This window comes from Sorangium sp. So ce145 (assembly GCF_051525985.1).
Classification (GTDB): domain Bacteria; phylum Myxococcota_A; class Polyangia; order Polyangiales; family Polyangiaceae; genus Sorangium; species Sorangium cellulosum_B.
Genome location: NZ_CP150315.1, coordinates 9,486,661 through 9,503,775, shown reverse-complemented (window position 1 = coordinate 9,503,775; position 17,115 = coordinate 9,486,661). Strand labels below are relative to the sequence as shown.

The following is a 17,115-nucleotide window of genomic DNA, read 5'->3' as shown; positions in this document are numbered from 1 at the left end:
GGCGTGAGCGGCGCCCTCTCGGTGAGGCGGGACCCAGTGCACGCAGGCTGGATCTGCGCCGGGCATCGACGCGGTGATTCCTGCGGCGCGCGGGCGGCGGTAGGATCGGGCATGCCTTGCTTGCACCCTCTCCACCCCGAGCAGGAGGGCTAGCCTCGACGGAGTCGAGATCGAGCGCTGCACACCACGAGATGCCCGCCTCCCGCCCTCGTCGCAAGAACGCCGAGTCCGATCCGCCGCCGGAGCTGTTCGCCGGCAAGTACCGGCTCATCCGGATGCTGGGCAAGGGCGGGATGGGGGAGGTGTGGCTCGCCGAGGAGGGGCCTCCCGACCTCCGGCGCCACGTCGCGCTGAAGCGGCTGGTCCCGAGGCCAGGGCTCGGCGAGAGCGCGAGGGAGTCGTTCTTCGCCGAGGCCCTGGTGATCGCGCGGCTCGATCACCCGAACGTCGTCCGGCTGGTCGAGTTCGGGGAGTTCGAGGGCTCGGTGTACCTCGCGCTCGACTACATCGACGGCCCCGCCCTCGATCGCGTGCTCAGGAAGGTGGGCGCTTTCTCGCCGCGCGCCGTGGCCTACATCGGCCGGGAGATGGCGAGGGCGCTCGAGGCCGTGCACGGCCTGTGCGAGGACGAAGGGCAGAGCTACGCGGTCGTCCACCGCGACGTCTCGCCGTCCAACATCCTGATCGGGCGGGACGGCCGCGTCTGCCTGACCGACTTCGGCGTCGCGCGGATACCGGGCCTCGCGGACGAGCAGTCCGAGAGCAGCGTGTTCAAGGGGAAGCTCCCGTACATGCCTCCGGAGCAGGCGCGCGGGGAGCCGTTCGACGGGCGCGCGGACGTGTTCTCCCTGGGGATCACGCTCCTGGAGGCGCTGCTCGGCAGCCGGGTGCGCAAGGCCGAGACGCAGAGGCAGCTGATCATGGGCGTCGCGTCGCTGCCGATCCCTCGCGCGCGCGAGCTCCTGCCCGACCTGGGCGCGCGGCTCTCGGCTGCGCTCGACGCGGCGACCGAGTTCTCCATCGAGAAGCGGACCGCCAGCGCGGGCAAGCTGGCCGGCGATCTGGAGCAAGTGCTCCGCGACATGGGCCACGGCGCCGAGGAAGAGGCCCGGAGCGAGCTGAAGGAGCACGTCGAGACCTGCATCGCGAGGACGGGCTCGCTGAGCGGCGCCGGGTACCGCGCCTCACCGTCGCTCCCTCCGGAGAGCGCGCCGAGACAGAGCTCGCCGGGCCTCGGGCGAAAGGCGCCGGCGCTCGGGACCACGTCCGCTGACCGCAGGTCGGTCCGCCCCTCGTCGCCCGATGGACGGCACGGCGCTCCTGCGGCGGGCCGCAGCGACGCCCCGCTCCCTCTCGGCGCCGCGACGGGCTCGCTCTCGGTGCAGTACCTCGATTTCGACGGCCCGGACGATGTTCCGCAGCGCCCGCGCCAGCATGCGATGTCGGCCACGCAGGAGGGGGAGCTCCAGCGAGCGCTGGCCGCGCCCCAGGCTGCGAACGGCGTCGCTTCCACGGCGAGCACGCCGCCCGTCGCGCGCAGGCCATCCGGAGCGAGCACGCCGCCCGTCGCGCGCAGGCCATCCGGAGCGAGCACGCCGCCCGTCGCGGGCAGGCCGCCTGGAGCGAGCACGCCGCCCGTCGCGCGCAGGCCATCCGGAGCGAGCACGCCGCCCGTCGCGGGCAGGCCGCCCGCAGGCAGCGAGCCGACCGCGGTGCCGGCGGTGCACGCCGGCGGGGAGGCGGCGCCTGGTGAGGAGCCCGCGTCTACCGGGCTCAGCGCCGAGCAGCTGCGGCGCAAGCGGACGATCTTCTATGCAGGGCTGTTCGTGCTCGGGACGCTGGCGACGATCCGCCTGATCTTCGTTTCCTCCTGCTAGCGCGGCTCGGGCGGCGCCTGCGCGCCGCGAGCGTCTGGGCGCCCCCGCCAGGGCTCGGCTCGGAGCTGCCTCTCGTCAGCCGCCCTGGATCGCGCGGAGCACGGCCGCCTCGTTGAGCGCGTGACGGCCGCCCTGGAGCGAGGCGAAGCCCGCGCGGGCGAGCGCGGCGAGCGCGTGCGCGGCGCGCCGGATCTCGACCTGGCTGCGCGAGCCGCCGCGGGCCGCGAGCTCCTCCGCGGTCAGCGCCGCGCCGCGGGCGAGCAGCTTCGCGGCCAGCGCGACGTGCGCCACGGACCGGGGAGATCGGCGCCGCGCGTGGCTCCTCGCGGCGCTCACCATCTGCTTGACGCCGCGCACCTCGAGCATCGTGGTGGCCGGCATCGCGAGATCCCGGAGCGACGGAGAGGCCGGTCTCGCGGTGATCTTCACGGCCGCGCCGCCCGACGCCGCGGCGGGCGCGAGCGCGGGCGCCCCCGGGACGCGGTCCATGGGCGCGCCGAGCGCGGGAGCCGCGGGGGCGGCCGCGGGAGCGCGTACGGCGGCGGCCGCCGGCGCCTGCGCGACCTCGCCATGGCCAACGCGCGCCACGATCTCGCTCTGGATCACCACCTTGACGACGCCGGCCACCTGCAGCGCGGTGCGCAGCCGCTCGGCCTCGGCCTCGGCGGCTCTGCGCGCCTCGTCGGCCCGGGCGAGCTGCTGCTGGAGGCGGCGGATCTCGGCTCGCAGCGCGGCGCTCGGATCCGGGCCTTGCTGGCTGGCGCTCTCGGCCGCGAGCGCCTCGCGCAGCTCGTCGAGGAGCGTGCTCAGCGTGGCGTCCGCGACGCGCGGCACGCCGCCGGGCTCACCGGTCCAGCTCGGCGCCTCGCCGCCGTGGGCGGTGTGGCGGGCGCGCCAGCGTTCGAATCGCCCGGCGGCGGGCAGGAAGAACTCGCCGGCCGGGAGCGCGCGGAACTCCTCGAACGTGTGCCCGTCGACGAGCGCCCTCACGGCGTCGTAGTCGCGCTCGATCTCGAAGCCGCCGATGGCGGGGAAGTTGAGCTGGCTCATGAGCTCCTTCGAGACCGCCTGCGTGCGCTGGCTGGCGACGACGAGGAGGACGCCGCGCTTGCGGCCCTGCTTCGCGAACCGGTGCAGGATATCGGAGGTGAGCGACGCGCCCGATTGAGGCGCGAAGATGTGCACCTCCTCGATCACGACGGCCGCCGGGGCGCGGCGCTCCGACAGGAGGACCCAGAGCCGCTCGAGGAACGGGAGCGCGGCCTCTTGCTGGGAGCGGCTCGTCGGCTGATCCGACAGATCGACGATGAGGCCGAGCCCTTCGTCGAGCACCCTCGCGAGCGCGATCTCCGCCGCGCGCTCGCCGGAGGGCAGCGGCAGGTCCGCGTGGGCGCCGCCGAGGACGAGGACGCGGAACCGCTCGCGCAGCGTGTAGAGCTCCCCCTCGGGATCGATCGCGACGACAGGGATGCCGACGGCGAGCAGCTCCTCGCAGAGGACCCCGACGCCGAAGCTCTTGCCCCGGCCGGAGGAGGCCCAGATGCCGACCCGCAGCCCGGTGCGCGCGTAGACGGAGAGGTCGAGCTGGTAGCCGTCGCAGAGGGAGAGGATGGGGCTCACTGGGTCGCTTCGGGCCGGGGGTCGGGTCGGCGCGCTCTTGGTGAACAGTAGGCGAGCGCGCGGACGCGCGGGAGGCGGGGGCAGCATCGCGGCGGAGTCCAAGGCCACAGGGCATGTCGCGCCTCTCTGCGACCGGGCGCGACCCGCGCTACGGGCTCGTCCGCGCCGTGCGGCTCGCTGCGACGTACTTTCCTGCGCCTCATTCGTCTGCTCCGGGCCGAATCCGTATCACGCGAGCCGGCACCCCGCTTCACGGAGGAACCGAAACCGTCGGATAGGCGACGTGACCAGCGCCGACATCGCCCACGGTGGTCGTCTCGAAGGTCCAGATCCCGCCCGGCGGAATGTCGGCGGCCGCGCTGCTCGTCGCCATGCCGAGCGGCCGTCCGGCTCGATTCACCGGGAAGACCGTTATCTTGGGATCGCTCACCGCCACATCGAGTCGGTTCTCGAGCGTGCCCGTGTAGGCGCTCCCGGCGCCCCTGCCGACGGTCTTCACCTCGCTGACGGTGACGGCATCGACAGGGACCACGTCCACGGTGAAGGCCGGAAACCTATGCTTCAGATACCCGAGCTCCTCGATCACGAGCTCACCGGGGAGATCCGCTGAACCGGTCATCGCGATCTCGCCCGGGGCGATGCAGGGGATCATCACGCCAGAGCCGTCGTCCAGCCGATAGAGCCGACCGCTGAGCAAGCTGCCGCCCCAGGTCGTCACGAGCTGGTCGGCCTTGTCGATGAAGTAAAACATCAGGCCGGCGTCGCAGGACGGGGTCTCCCCGTCATTCCTGACCGCGGCGTAGAGCTCGGGGCTCGCCGCCCCCTGCACCAGGGTGAAGGCAACCAGCTCGAGCCCGGCCCCATCCTCGTCCATGTCGGTGCTGGACAAGCCTTCCGGCACGAAACGCAGGCCTTCGCCGGGGTCCCCGCCGCTGCCACGTCCGCTCCCGCCGTTGCCCGCCCCCTCATCGGGGCTCCCCGAGCACGCCAGAGGGAGGGCAAGAGCGGCAGCCCCGATGACGACCAAGGACTTCGATTGCATCGTTGTGCAGAGGGCGAGGGGCAGAAAAGCTGGCTTCCGAGGGCTCAGGCTAGCGTCACACCGCCTCACGGGCAAGCGCCGACCTTGTGAAGCTTGGAGAGCGAGTGTTCAAGTCCACAAGCCCTCGACTCCACGGCGACGACACCGCGTCTTCATCCGCGGCATCCCCCGCGTCCTCAGCGGCCGCCGGGCGAATCGCCTCGACGAGCGCCTCGGCGCGCCCGGTCGACACCCGCGCAACATCGACCCAGCGCTTGGTCGAGCGGGGCCGCGCGCCCGTTCTCGCGAAGGCCCCGGAGGAGGGGGAGGCCGCGTCCTTCCCATGAACCGCGTCGACGACGTCGCGAGCAAACCTGGCTTTCCGAGCCAGAAGTGACCGCCCTGACCGCAAATGACCCGATTGGCGTGATGGTCCTCACGTTGGGTGATGCGGCGCGTTGCCCACGAAGGACACGGGGTTTGGAATGCCATGGTTGCACATTTGGGGACCTACTGGATTCGCGAGACCTGTGCGCCCGCGCAAGAAGCGCCGGCCTCTCGCGGCCGAGCGAGCTCTCGTCGAGCACTCCTCAACTGTTGGCGATGGGCCGCTCGATCCCGGCGACAGATGCTCCGTTCCCATTGGCGCTATGCAGCATGGTTGCATCTCGCGGGCGAGCTTTTTTTTGTTGGAGATATCGCGTGGATGGAGCTCTATCTAGAGAAAGGTTGAATCGCCCGCGCGCCGCTGCCGCGCGCAGGGCTCGACGTCAACGGCGAGCTGCGCCGTAGCCCATGGCACGGCGAGGCACATCCCCCGACCGTCGACGGCGCCTCGTGCGATGTCGTGGTGCACGCGTTCTCTCCACTCCGCGGCGCTCGCGCTCGATGAGGCGGCCGAGGAGAGCGTGCTAATGGCTCCGATCGCGCCGCCGCGCCGCGTCGCAATGACGCGCTTGGCGGCCCCTGCAGTGGCCCGCGCGCGCCGCTGTTTCGCGGCGAACTCGGCGTCCGCGCGCCAATCGGGCAGCTTCTCGAGGTCGAAGAGGGCATCAGGGCGCCGCCCGTACGCCGGCGTTTCACTATCACGTCTCCAGAGGAAGCGGTCGGCCAGACGCGCGTGATCTCGCGGTTGGCGACCCTCGGGCTGATCCATAACTTTTGATCCGCTCCCATGATCACTTCGGCGCGGACCGGGAATAGTGAGGTCATGCGAACGTTACGGCAACTATCGTACATTGGTACGACAACATTTTTCACCTCATTGACCATCCTCGCTGGCTGCACCGGCGAGATAGCGCCCGACGAAGGTGGGATCACCGGCGGCGGGGAGACCTCCGGCAGCGGCAGCGGCAGCACCGGTTCGGGGGGCACGGACGAACCCGACAACGGTCCCCCCGAGAAGTGCATCCCCGGCATCCCGATCACGAGCCAGATCCCTCGGCTGCTGAACCGGCAGTACGACAACACGGTTCGGGATCTCCTTGGCGTCACCAGCGTCGACAGCAAGCTGCCGTCCGAGCAGCTCGTCGACGACTTCGACGGCCCGATGACCCCCGACGCGTGGCGGCTCTATCAAGAGGTTGCCGAGAAGATCGCCAAGGCGGTGATGGCTGGGCCGAACAAGTCCAAGTTCATCAGCTGCGACCCTGCGGCGGACGGCTGCCTGGAGCAGACCATCAAGACCTTCGGCCGCAAGGCGTTCCGTCGCCCGCTGACCGATCTGGAGGTGGCGCGATTCCAGAAGCTGGGCCAGATTACGCCGGCAGGAACGCCCGCCGAGGTCGCCGAGGCAACGCTGGTCGGCTTCCTCGTGTCGCCCTCGTTCCTCATGCTCCCCGAGCTGGCGACCGACGCGGATGCGTCGGGTCAGGGCATCAAGCTGTCCAGCTACGAGGTGGCGACGAAGCTCTCGTACCTGCTCTGGGGCTCCGCTCCGGATGAGGTGCTGAGCGCGGCGGCCGACAACGACGAGCTCCAGTCCAAGGAGCAGATCCTGGCGCAGGCGCAGCGGATGATCGCCGTGCGCGACAAGACCGGGCCGCTCGTGACGGCGTTCCACCGCAACTGGGCGCAGATGAACAACGGAAACGCCCACTGGTGGAAGATGGATCACGACACCGAGACGTATCCGTTGTACTCCGACGCCGCCAAGCCCAGCTGGCAGGCAGAGCTCGACGCCTTCTTCGAGGACGTCGCGTTCGAGAACGGTTCGTTCGACGACCTCCTCCTCAGCAATGTCGCCTTCGTCAACAAGGACAACGCGGCGATCTACGGGCTCGATCCCGCGAGCTACGGCACCGAGCTGACCAAGGTGGAGCTCGACGCCAACCAGCGGCCGGGCTTCCTGACGCGCGTCGGGTTCTTGAGCTCCTACGCGGGCTACGACGCCACGAGCCCGATCCTGCGAGGCGCGTTCATCTCGGTGTACCTGCTCGGCGTCAACCCGGGTCCGCCCATCCCCGGCGCTACCATGCAGACCGTTCAGGGAGATTTCTCGACGCAACGCGCGAAGATCGAGAAGCTGACGGAGCCGGCCAGCTGCAAAGGCTGCCACTCGATCATCAATCCTCCGGGATTCGTGATGGAGAACTTCGACGGGATCGGAAAGTGGCAGACGACCGATCCTCTCGGCGGTGCGATCGACGCGAGCGTCACGACGAACACCATCGACTTCGGCGACGGCAACGTGAAGGAGATCTCCTCTCCGCTGGCGCTCATGCAGGAGATCGCGCAGCTTCAGAAGGCCAAGCAGCTTTACGCCGAGTCGTGGGTCTCCTACGCCTTCGGGCGAGATCCGAACGGGAAGGATAAGTGCGTCGTCGATCAGATCGACATGAAGCTGTCTGAGGGTGGCTACAGCATCCTCAACCTGCTGGCCGATCTCACTCAAGCGGATTCGTTCCGCGTGCGCGTCCGCGAAACGCCGTGAAAGCTGAGGAAACTTGACCATGAGCAAGCAACTGAACCGCAGAATCTTCCTTCGTGGCCTGGGCGGAGCCGCCCTGGCTGCGCCGTTCCTCAGCTCCGTGTGGGAGCGCGACGCAAAGGCGCAGACCGCTTCGGGCGGGAAAGCGTTCATCGTGATGTTCACCCACTATGGGTGCGTCACGAACAAGTGGTTCCCCACGAAGACCCAGGGTGAGCTCACGGCCGCTGACCTCCAGTCGACGAGCCTCGCGGCCCTCGCTCCCTACGCGAAGAAGCTCCTCATGCCGCGCGGCATCCGCTCGATGAACGAGTGGACCTCCAACATGAAGCGCGGACAGGGGAACGACTCCCACACGCAGATCGTGGGGTCGTTCTTCACCTGCCAGCCGGTCACCCCGAACAGCAACGACCCGTTCAGCTTCAACCAGGCGACGAAGTTCAACGCGAAGCCCGTCGGTCCCTCGCTGGATCACGTCATGGCCCAGCAGCTCAGCCCGCAGGGCACGCCGCTGCTCATCGCCACGGCTGGCCAGAATGACAACTCTCAGTCGGCGATCTCCTACTCCGCCGCCGAGACCATCTTCAGGGGCCTCAACGCGTCGCAGGCCTTCAGCAGCCTCACGGGCCTCTTCCAGACGGGGCAGCCGATGAACCCGGACACCTACGCGGCGCTCCGCGGCAAGAGCATCCTCGACCTCGTGAAGGATGATCTGCAGACGCTCGAGCGGTTCGACATGAGCCAGGCCGACAAGCGCAAGCTCGCAGCCTGGAAGGAGCTCCTCAACCAGACGGGAACCGTGGTGGCTTCCGCGCAGTGCAGCGAGGAGCTCGGCGCGATGCTCGGCGCGACCTCCGCGAACGCCTCCAAGGCGTCGTCGGGCGGCCTGGGCGTCGACGTCCTCACGACGAAGGTCTCCGGCGATCTGGATGGCGCGGACATCAGCTCGGCCATCGCGGCGCTCGCGGCCGCCTGCAACGCCAACCCCGTCATTTTCCTGAAGTACCCGGGAAATTACAACTTCAAGGGGCTCGGCATCACGATGGAGTCGCACTCCCTCTCGCATCGCCTCGACAACGCCGGCATGACCGGCAGCTGCCTGCCCAACGCGCTCGAGTGGCTCGTCAAGGTGGACACCTATTACGCGCAGAAGTTCGCGAAGCTCGTCGGAATGCTCGACAGCATCCCCCAGGGGAATGGGCAGACGGTCCTCGACACCAGCGTCGCCATCTGGTTCAACGAGATGTCGGACGGCAACGCGCACAACCTCAACAACGCTCCGATCATCCAGGCCGGCAGCGGTGGCGGTTACTTCAAGACCGGTCAGATCATCAACGTTGACCCCTCGTCGACCCCGACGAACGGCAACAGCGAGTCGCAGTGCGCCAACGGCACCGGCCAGGTCAACGGTATCAACCAGGGCACCGGGACCGATCCGAAGGTCGGCAACGCGCCGATCAACAAGTACTTCTGCAACATCATGAATGCCATGGGCGTGAAGGCGGGCGCGGACGGCTTCCCCGCGAAGGGTGGCTCCGCGGAGGTGACCAAGTTCGGCTATTCCGACAAGACGGAAGAGTTCATCGGTGGCAAGGGCGCAGTCGCCGGCGCCTCGATCAAGAATCCGGGCGGGTTCACGGAGCTCAAGGCCTGAGCGCTCTCGGAGCCAGGTCCTGAACACCCCGACGAGCTCGGGTCCAAAGACCCCTTCTTACCGAAGGGGTCTTTGCGTTTGTGCGCGGTCGGCGATCGCGGGCATCGCGAAATCGCCGCTCTTCGTGGTGCGCCTCACGGCGCGACTCCGTGCTGTCCAACGATGGCGGGCAGCGATAGGCTGGGCATCTCTTCTCATGTTCATGCTGGCGAAGCGCTTCCTCCTCCCTGCTGCCGTGCTCCTCCCGCTGGCCTGCTCGGGCGAGGCGAACGACGGTGCCGGGGTGGGCGGGGACACTGGTGACGAGGCGCTCATCGTCCCCGAAGACCTCACCATCATGGCGCTCCCTGGCGGGAACGGCGTGCTCAACGTGATCGCGCTGACCCTCCGCAAAGGACCGACCAACACCGAGCTCTACGCCGCGTTGAGGAACGACGGGGATACCCCGGCCTGCAGCGCTGCCCTCTCCGTCGAGCTCTACAACAAGGCTCAGCAGTCCCTGGCATCCGGGATCAACGGGTTGCTGACTCAGCATTTCTATCGAGTCACGGATGGCTCGGACGCGATCGCTGCGTGTGTTGGTCCAGGTGACGTGACCATGACCGCGGTGATGGATCTGCCCTCGGACATCGTGATCGAAGATGTGGGATACGTCGTCTACCGGTGCCCCTACTTTGCTCTCGACGTCGTTCCCATCGATGGCCTCACCGCCAGCGAGGTGAAGGCCGTGACGGGTGGCGCCGGCACGGTGTACACGGGCACGCTCTTCAACGGGCTCGACGTGGCGGTGAGCGACCCCTCCGTCACGGTTTTCTCCGTCAATCGCGTCGGGCGCCCGCTCGGCGTCGCGATCGCCACCGGCACAGTCCAGATTCCGCCGGGTGGCAGCTGGGCCTTCGAGACGAGCACCGTGGACATGCCCGGCGCTGATCAAGCCGCATATCCGGCAGGCGCGATGGTAAAGCAGTAGGCCGTCCGACGGGTCGCTCGGCTATCCCCTGACACGACGCGCCCGTGGGGCGCCGCGACCCGTCGGCGGCTACTCGCCGAGCCCGGCTACTCCTGCGCGCCGTCAGCGATCCATTGCGTGAGCGCCTCGATGTAGTCGGGGGGGATGCACGCGGCATCCCCATCGCTGACGCATTCAAGGGGCATTCGCGGAGTTCCGCCGCACGGCCCCTTCAGGATCCTGATGAGCCCGCTCTCTTCCGGATTACCGGTATCGATGAGATTGCCGCAGTTCTTGGTCACGTGGGAGCTCACCCTCGTGTGAAGCTCTCCGTCGATCATCAAGTCCAGGGGGTTCATCTCGTCGTTATGGCAACCCGCCCCCCAACAAGCGTTTTGTACAACGTACTGCAACGTCTCGAACGTCGGTGCTTGCCCGCTGCCGCTGCCGGTCGAGCCGCCGTCGCCACCGGTGCCGGTGCTCGCGCTGGTCGAGCCAGCCCCGCCCGCACCGCCGGACCCGACCGCGCTCGAGGCAGACACACTCGCGCTCGTGCTTCCGGCATCCGTGCCGCCGGCGCCGCCAGCGCCGGTATCGTCAGGGTCATCGGAGCAGCCCGAAAGCGGTGACAGGATGGCGACGAATGCTGCCGCGATGAAGCTTGAGAATCGAAGTTTCATGGTTCACGACGAGGATGGTGAGAGAGAAGGTTTAGCTCTCGTTCCCGTGGATCGAAGCAAAAGGCTTCGAGCTTCGGATTGCAGAGGCGACGCGCGATCCACGTCGCCCCCAGGCAAGAGCTGCGCGAGACGTGGAACGTCCTCTTGTGCGGGTAGAATGAGCAAACGCCATCCGAAAATCAAGCGGTTCGTGGACGCCATCCTGGTGTACAGCCATGCTGTACGCGTCGATTGACACTCGTGCCTTGTGCGCTCAAGCCGGTCTCACGTGCCCTGAGCGCCTCTCAAAACCTCCCGTCACCAGGCGGAGGGACGGGCGCGTCGCGTCGTTGCTCCTCGTCGCACCATGTCAGCAGGGCTCTTCGCTGCGTCAGGCGCGGCGCCCGAGCTCGGTTGCCTGGCTCGGTCCGGCACGATCAACTCGGGAGGGGCGAGGAGCTCCAGGCGCCATCCGAAAGTCAAGCTCCTCGAAGTGGCCCTCCCGAAGTGGCTCTCCCATCGTACAGCCATGCTGGACGCGCCGGTCGACATGAGAACTGGCTTGCGCTCAGCGCCCGGGCGCAGCCATCCTGCTCGGCGAGATCCAGAACTCTTTCGACAAGGAACTCCCCGTGACCGCCGCTTCGCTCTTCGACTTGGCAGTGCAGTTTCATCGGGCCGGGCAGGTCGATCGCGCAGAGCTCCTCTATCGCGGCGTGCTCGAGCAAGCGCCCGGGAATGGCGACGCGCTGCTTCTTCTCAGCGTGATCACCGTGCAATCCGGTCGGCTCGCGGAGGCCGCCGCGCTCCTCGAGCGAGCCGTCCGCGTCGCCCCGAACAACGCCCTCTACCTGTCGCATCTCGGCGACGTGTATCGCTGCCTCGGCCGGAGACCCCAGGCGGTCGCCGTGCTGCTCATGGCCGTCGCGCGGAAGCCCGACTTCGCCGAAGCGGTGTTCAACCTCGCTCTCACGTTCGAGGAGCAAGGGGACCTGGACGCGGCTGCGGCGTGCTACGAGCGCGCCCGCGATCTCGAGCCTGGGTTATTGCAGGCTGTCGAGCGCCTCGCGAGCCTGAGGGGCCGACGGGGTGCTGCCGCCGGGGTCGGTCCGGCGGCGACGCGCGGCCCCGAGTCGAGCTTGAGCGCACCTGATGCCCTGGCGGCCCTCGGCGAGACATTGCGCCTCGGCGGCCGGTCGGACGACGCCGCGGTCTGGTATCGCGTGGCGCTGAAGCTCAACCCGCGGATGGCCAACGCGTACACTGCGCTCGGCGCGATTCACGCGGACGCCGGCCGCTTCGACGAAGCGATCGACGATCTGCGTCGAGCGCTCGAGATCGACCGAAACTTCCATGTCGCTCGGGATTATCTCGCCGCCGCGCTCGGCGAGTCGGGGCTCCTCGACGAGTCCCAGGCGATGTACCGCGAAGCGGTCGCCCTGTGCCCCGACGACCCCGCTGCGCACAGCGCTCTTCTCTTCAACATGCCGTTCTGGCCGAACGTCACCGAGAGCGACATCCTCGCCGAGGCGCGCGCGTGGAATGCCCGGCATGCCCGTCCCCTCGCCGCGCAGGCTGCCCCTCACACGACCGATCGCTCGTCCGACCGGCGGCTCCGCATCGGCTACGTGTCACCCGACTTCCGGACGCACGTCCAGTCTCTCTTCACGATCCCGGTGTTCCAGAACCATGACCACCGGCAGTTCGAGATCTTCTGCTACTCGAGCACGGACAAGCCGGATAACCTGACGGATCGCATTCGCGGTCATGCCGACGTCTTTCGCGAGGTCGCGGCGCTGGACGACGCTGCCCTGTCCGAGGTCATTCGACGGGATCGGATCGACATCCTGGTCGATCTCACCATGCATATGACGGACCGCCGCGTCCTGGTCTTTGCCCGCCGGCCCGCTCCCCTTCAGGTGTGCTGGCTGGCGTACCCCGGCACGACGGGCCTCGAAACGATGGACTATCGCCTGTCCGATCCCTTCCTCGATCCCCCCGGCGCAAACACGGACGTCTACACGGAGGAGACCCTTCGGCTCCCCGACTCCTTCTGGTGCTACGACCCGCTCACCGGCGTGCCCGACGTGAGCGCTCTCCCCGCTCTCGCGGAGGGGAGGGTCAACTTCGGCTGCCTGAACCACTTCAGGAAGGTGAATGAAGGGGTGCTCCATGTCTGGACGAGGGTGCTGGCCGCGGTGCCCAGGTCGCGGCTCACGCTCATGGCGCCTCGGGGGAAGGCGCGGGACCGGGTGCGCTCGATCTTCGCGGAAGGGGGCGTCCAGCTCGATCGGATCGAGTTCGTCGATCGGTGCGGGCGGCTCGACTATCTGCGAAGGTACCGCGAGATCGACATCTGTCTCGATACGTTCCCTTCCAACGGCCACACCACGAGCCTCGACGCGCTGTGGATGGGCGTCCCGGTGGTGACCCTCGCAGGTGAAACCGTGGTCGGCCGCGCCGGCGTCTGCCAGGCGATGAACCTGGGTCTGCCGGAGCTCATCGCGACGACGCCGGAACACTACGTTCGGGTCGCCAGCTCGCTCGCCGAGGACCTCGAGCACCTGGGCGAGCTTCGCCGAACGCTGCGCGATCGCATGAAGCAGTCGCCGCTCATGGACGGCCCGCGCTTCGCCCGCAATCTCGAGTCGATCTACCGCGACATCTGGCGCCGTTTCTGCGCTCAAGCCTGAGGCGAAGGCCGCACGATCCAGGCGAGTTCGCCGCGCTCGAGGCGAACCCCTGAGCGGTCTCGCTGCCGAGCCTGTCGCGCTCTCGAGTGATGAATGCGCCGCGTGGGCCCGGCGCTCCGGCGCTCCGCGCTCATGACACGTTCTCGTAAAGCCATGCGCGAAGATTCCACCACGCGAGCGGCCTCCACAGCGCTTGTGGGCGCCAGCTCACCGAGTCGAGGACTCGCCGGTTGGGCCGCGTTGGAATCCTGCGCTGAGGGATCAGTTCGGCGCAGGTCGGGGATAGTCACATTATGCGAACGCTGCGGCAACTAGCGTACATCGGTACGGCAACATTTTTGACATCATCAACTTTTCTCGCTGGTTGCACTGGCGAGATCGCACCCGGCGAACCTGGGGTCTCCTCCAGCGGCGGGGAGACCTCTGGCGCCGGTACGGGGGGCGGGCCGGACGAGCCGGACCCCGGGGACCCGGATGTCTGCACTCCCGGCATCTGGGCGACATCCCAGGTCCCGCGGCTCTTGAACCGGGAGTACGACGCGGTGGTGAGGGATCTGCTCGGCGTGACGAACGTGCCGAACGCTCCCACGGGCAACCCGTCCTCGCTCCTCGTGGCCGACTTCGAGGGCAGCATCACGGACATCGCCTGGAACTCCTACCTCGTGGCCGCCGAAAGCATCGCCGCCGAGGTGATGGCTGGGGCGAACAAGTCCAAGTTCATCGCCTGCGATCCGGCGGCGGCCGGGTGCCTCGAGTCGACGATCCGCGATTTCGGCCGCAAGGCTTTCCGCCGCCCTGTGACGGACGAAGAGGTGCAGCGCTACATGCGGTTCAACGCGCTCGAGCCCAAGGGCACGCCCGCGGAGGTCGCCGAGGCCATCCTCTTCGCCATGCTCGCTTCGCCCTCGTTCATCACGGTCCCCGAGCTGACGGACGACGCGGAGAACGGCGCCATCAAGCTCTCCAGCCACGAGGTGGCGACGAGGCTCGCGTTCCTGCTCTGGGGATCCATTCCGGATGACGCCTTGAACACCGCCGCAGACGCGGGTCAGCTCACCACCAGGGAGCAGATCCTCGCGCAGGCGGAGCGGATGGTTCAGGACCGCACCAAGACGGCGCCGATCGTGGCGCTTTTCCATCGTGCTTACGCGGACATCCGTCAGGGGTCGCACTGGGGGACGGTCGAGCACGACACGACCAAGTTCCCCGACTACTCCCCGGACATCGTCGCTCCGATGCTGGCCGAGATCGACGCCTTCTTCGAGGAGGTGGCGTTCGAGGGGGGGTCGTTCAAGGACATCTTCCTCAGCAACGTCGCCTACGTGAACAAGGACACCGCTCCGATCTACGGGCTCAACGCCGCCGACTACGGCGCGGATCTGACGCGGGTGGAGCTCGACCCGAACGAGCGGCCGGGGTTCTTGACCCGCGTCGGGTTCCTGAGCTCCTACTCGTCCTTCGGCGCCACGAGCCCGATCCTCCGGGGCGCGTTCGTCGCCAACAGGCTGCTCGGGCTCACCCTGAAGCCGACGCCCGGCGCCGACCAGACGCCGCGGCCTCCGGGCCCGTTCTCCACGGAGCGTGAGGCCATCGAGGCGCTGACCTCCCCCGCGGGGTGCGTCGACTGCCACAGCAAGCTCGTCAACCCGCCGGGCTTCGTGCTCGAGAGGTTCGACTCCGTTGGCAAGGTGCAGACGAAGGATCCGCTCGGCGGCGACATCAACGCGACGGACGACGTCTACTTCAGCGACACCAACACGAAGACGATCACGACACCCCTCGAGATGATGACCGAGCTCGGCGCCGGTGCGATCGCCAAGCGTCACTATGCCGAGCAGTGGGTCTCCTGGGCGCGCCGGCGGGTGCCGAACACGAACGACGCCTGCACCGTCAACGAGCTCAGCGACAAGCTGTCGAGCGACGGCTATACCATCATCAATTTGCTCACGGATCTTACCCAGGCCGATTCGTTCCGCCTGCGCACCGTCCTCGGGGATTGAGAAGGAATACGACCATGATGAAGAACCTCAACCGAAGAGTATTCCTCCGAGGCCTGGGTGGAGCCGTCGTCGCTGCACCGTTCTTGGGCTCTGTCGCCGAGCGTGACGCCGAGGCGCAGTCGGCCGGCGGCGGCGCTCCGAAGCGGCTGATCGTGCTCTTCACGCACTATGGCTGCCTGACGAACCGGTGGTTCCCGAAGAAGTCCCACGGCGAATTGACCGCCGCCGATTACGAGGCGACGACGCTCAAGCACCTCGCGCCCTTTGCAAAGAAGCTCCTGATGCCCCGTGGCATCCGGGCGATGAACGAGTGGAGCTTCGGGCGGACCCACGGCCAGAACAACGACCCCCACGGTCAGGTCATGGGGTCGTATTTCACCTGCTACCCGGTGACGCCCGAGAGCGACAAGTTCAACGCGAAGTCGACCGGGCGGTCGCTCGATCACATCGCCGCGGAGCAGGTCAACCCCAACGGCGCCGCTCCCCTCGTGATGCAGATCGGCGGAGTGCGGCAGGACTCGTTCTCCAATTTCTCGTACGACAAGCCCAAGCAGATCTTCCCCGGCATCGGGTCTCCGACGACGATCTACAATAACCTCACGGGCCTCTTCGGCCAGGGCCCCGTGTCGCAGGATACGTACAAGGTGGCCCGCGGCAAGAGTGTGATCGACGTCGTGCGGGAGGATCTGGAGACCCTCGAGAGGGTCAGGATGAGCAGGGCGGACAAGCAGCGGCTCTCCGACTGGAAGGAACTCCTCCACCAGACCACGAACACGGTCAGGGCCCAGTGCAGCGCCGCGCAGGCAGAGGCGCTCGGTCTGACGGCCCAGTCCGTGCAAGCGGCCTCGCAGGGGGGTGGCCTCGGGACCGACCTGTCGAAGTCGACGAACGTCATGATGGACCTCGCGGTGCTTTCGGCCATCTGCGACCAGAACCGCGTCATCTTCATGAAGTTCCCCGGGACCCTCACGTTCAAGTGGGACGGCATCAATCATTCGAAGGACTCCCATGGCATCTCCCACCGCGTTGGCGACGCCAACATGGGTGGTGATTGCGTTCCTGGCGTCATCGAGATGATTCAGCAGATCGACGACTGGTACGCGAAGAAGTTCGCTTACCTCGTCGGTCGGCTCGACAGCATCGAGGAGGGTGAGGGGAAGCTCCTCGACAACACCGCGACCGTCTGGTTCCAGGAGGACTCCGACGGCAACAGCCACAACCTCAACAACCTGCCGATCCTCCAGGCAGGGAGCTGCGGCGGCTACTTCAAGACGGGTCAGGCGGTGAACGTCGAGGGTGGCAAGGCTGACCTGGCCGTCGGTAACAGCGAGGCTGCCTGCGGGCCGGGCCAGACGAAGCTCGAGTTCGGCGAGATCGACGGCACGGGGACTCCGCCGGATGTCGCCACGCAGCCGATCAACAAGTACTTCTGCAACCTGCTGAACGCCATCGGGGTGAAGGCCGGCGCGGACGGCTTCCCGGCGATCGGCGGCTCGGCAGAGGTGACTCACTTCGGCAAGCACGACGACACCAAGCTCTTCGCCAGCGAGAACAATCCAGTGTCCATCAAGGACGCTGGTGAGTTCAAGGCGCTTCGCGCGAACGGCTGATCGTCGCTCGTGCCGGGGCTGCCGGCTCGAGCGAAATAAAAAAGGCCCCTCCTCTCAGGAGGGGCCTTTTGCCTGGTGCGCCCAGGACGGGCGCGACTCTGCG

At 67.8% G+C, this 17,115-nt stretch carries 11 protein-coding genes; 7 read left to right on the top strand and 4 right to left on the bottom strand.

The window, feature by feature from the left end; genetic code table 11:
* The first annotated feature begins 191 nt into the window (after positions 1-191).
* Positions 192-1,877 (top strand): serine/threonine protein kinase, encoded by a 1,686-nt coding sequence (locus tag WMF34_RS35155; RefSeq protein ID WP_437990575.1) that lies wholly within the window; start codon positions 192-194, stop codon positions 1,875-1,877.
* A gap of 75 nt (positions 1,878-1,952) precedes the next feature.
* On the opposite strand, the gene WMF34_RS35150 is transcribed toward WMF34_RS35155, so the two are convergent.
* The 3 genes from WMF34_RS35150 to WMF34_RS35140 form a co-directional block, all read right to left on the bottom strand.
* Entirely contained in the window at positions 1,953-3,497 is a 1,545-nt protein-coding gene (locus WMF34_RS35150) for a helicase HerA domain-containing protein (RefSeq protein ID WP_437990574.1), read from the bottom strand.
* Positions 3,498-3,747: 250 nt separating this feature from the next.
* Positions 3,748-4,524 (bottom strand): FxLYD domain-containing protein, encoded by a 777-nt coding sequence (locus tag WMF34_RS35145; RefSeq protein ID WP_437990573.1) that lies wholly within the window; start codon positions 4,522-4,524, stop codon positions 3,748-3,750.
* 712 nt (positions 4,525-5,236) lie between these two features.
* Positions 5,237-5,674 carry a hypothetical protein gene (locus WMF34_RS35140; protein ID WP_437990572.1) on the bottom strand — a complete coding sequence of 146 codons (438 nt, stop codon included), beginning with the start codon at positions 5,672-5,674 and terminating at the stop codon, positions 5,237-5,239.
* 18 nt (positions 5,675-5,692) lie between these two features.
* On the opposite strand from WMF34_RS35140, the gene WMF34_RS35135 reads away from it, so the two are divergent.
* From WMF34_RS35135 to WMF34_RS35125, 3 genes are all read left to right on the top strand, one after another.
* Positions 5,693-7,450, top strand: a complete 1,758-nt coding sequence (locus WMF34_RS35135) for a DUF1592 domain-containing protein (protein ID WP_231864416.1) — start codon at positions 5,693-5,695, stop codon at positions 7,448-7,450.
* A gap of 19 nt (positions 7,451-7,469) precedes the next feature.
* A complete protein-coding gene (locus tag WMF34_RS35130; RefSeq protein WP_012239527.1) occupies positions 7,470-9,101 on the top strand; it encodes a DUF1552 domain-containing protein in 1,632 nt (543 codons plus the stop codon).
* A 196-nt stretch (positions 9,102-9,297) separates the two neighbouring features.
* Positions 9,298-10,071 carry an FxLYD domain-containing protein gene (locus WMF34_RS35125; RefSeq protein ID WP_437990571.1) on the top strand — a complete coding sequence of 258 codons (774 nt, stop codon included), beginning with the start codon at positions 9,298-9,300 and terminating at the stop codon, positions 10,069-10,071.
* Positions 10,072-10,157: 86 nt separating this feature from the next.
* On the opposite strand, the gene WMF34_RS35120 is transcribed toward WMF34_RS35125, so the two are convergent.
* Positions 10,158-10,730 (bottom strand): hypothetical protein, encoded by a 573-nt coding sequence (locus WMF34_RS35120; protein ID WP_012239525.1) that lies wholly within the window; start codon positions 10,728-10,730, stop codon positions 10,158-10,160.
* Between the two features lie 611 nt (positions 10,731-11,341).
* Between WMF34_RS35120 and WMF34_RS35115 the strand changes: the two genes are divergently transcribed.
* The 3 genes from WMF34_RS35115 (at position 11,342) to WMF34_RS35105 (ending at position 17,012) form a co-directional block, all read left to right on the top strand.
* A complete protein-coding gene (locus WMF34_RS35115; RefSeq protein WP_437990570.1) occupies positions 11,342-13,402 on the top strand; it encodes an O-linked N-acetylglucosamine transferase family protein in 2,061 nt (686 codons plus the stop codon).
* A gap of 521 nt (positions 13,403-13,923) precedes the next feature.
* On the top strand, positions 13,924-15,402 hold the full coding sequence (locus WMF34_RS35110) for a DUF1592 domain-containing protein (protein WP_437990569.1): 1,479 nt from the start codon (positions 13,924-13,926) through the stop codon (positions 15,400-15,402).
* A gap of 83 nt (positions 15,403-15,485) precedes the next feature.
* Complete coding sequence (locus WMF34_RS35105; RefSeq protein WP_437990568.1) at positions 15,486-17,012, top strand: DUF1552 domain-containing protein; 1,527 nt, start codon at positions 15,486-15,488, stop codon at positions 17,010-17,012.
* Positions 17,013-17,115 lie beyond the last annotated feature (103 nt).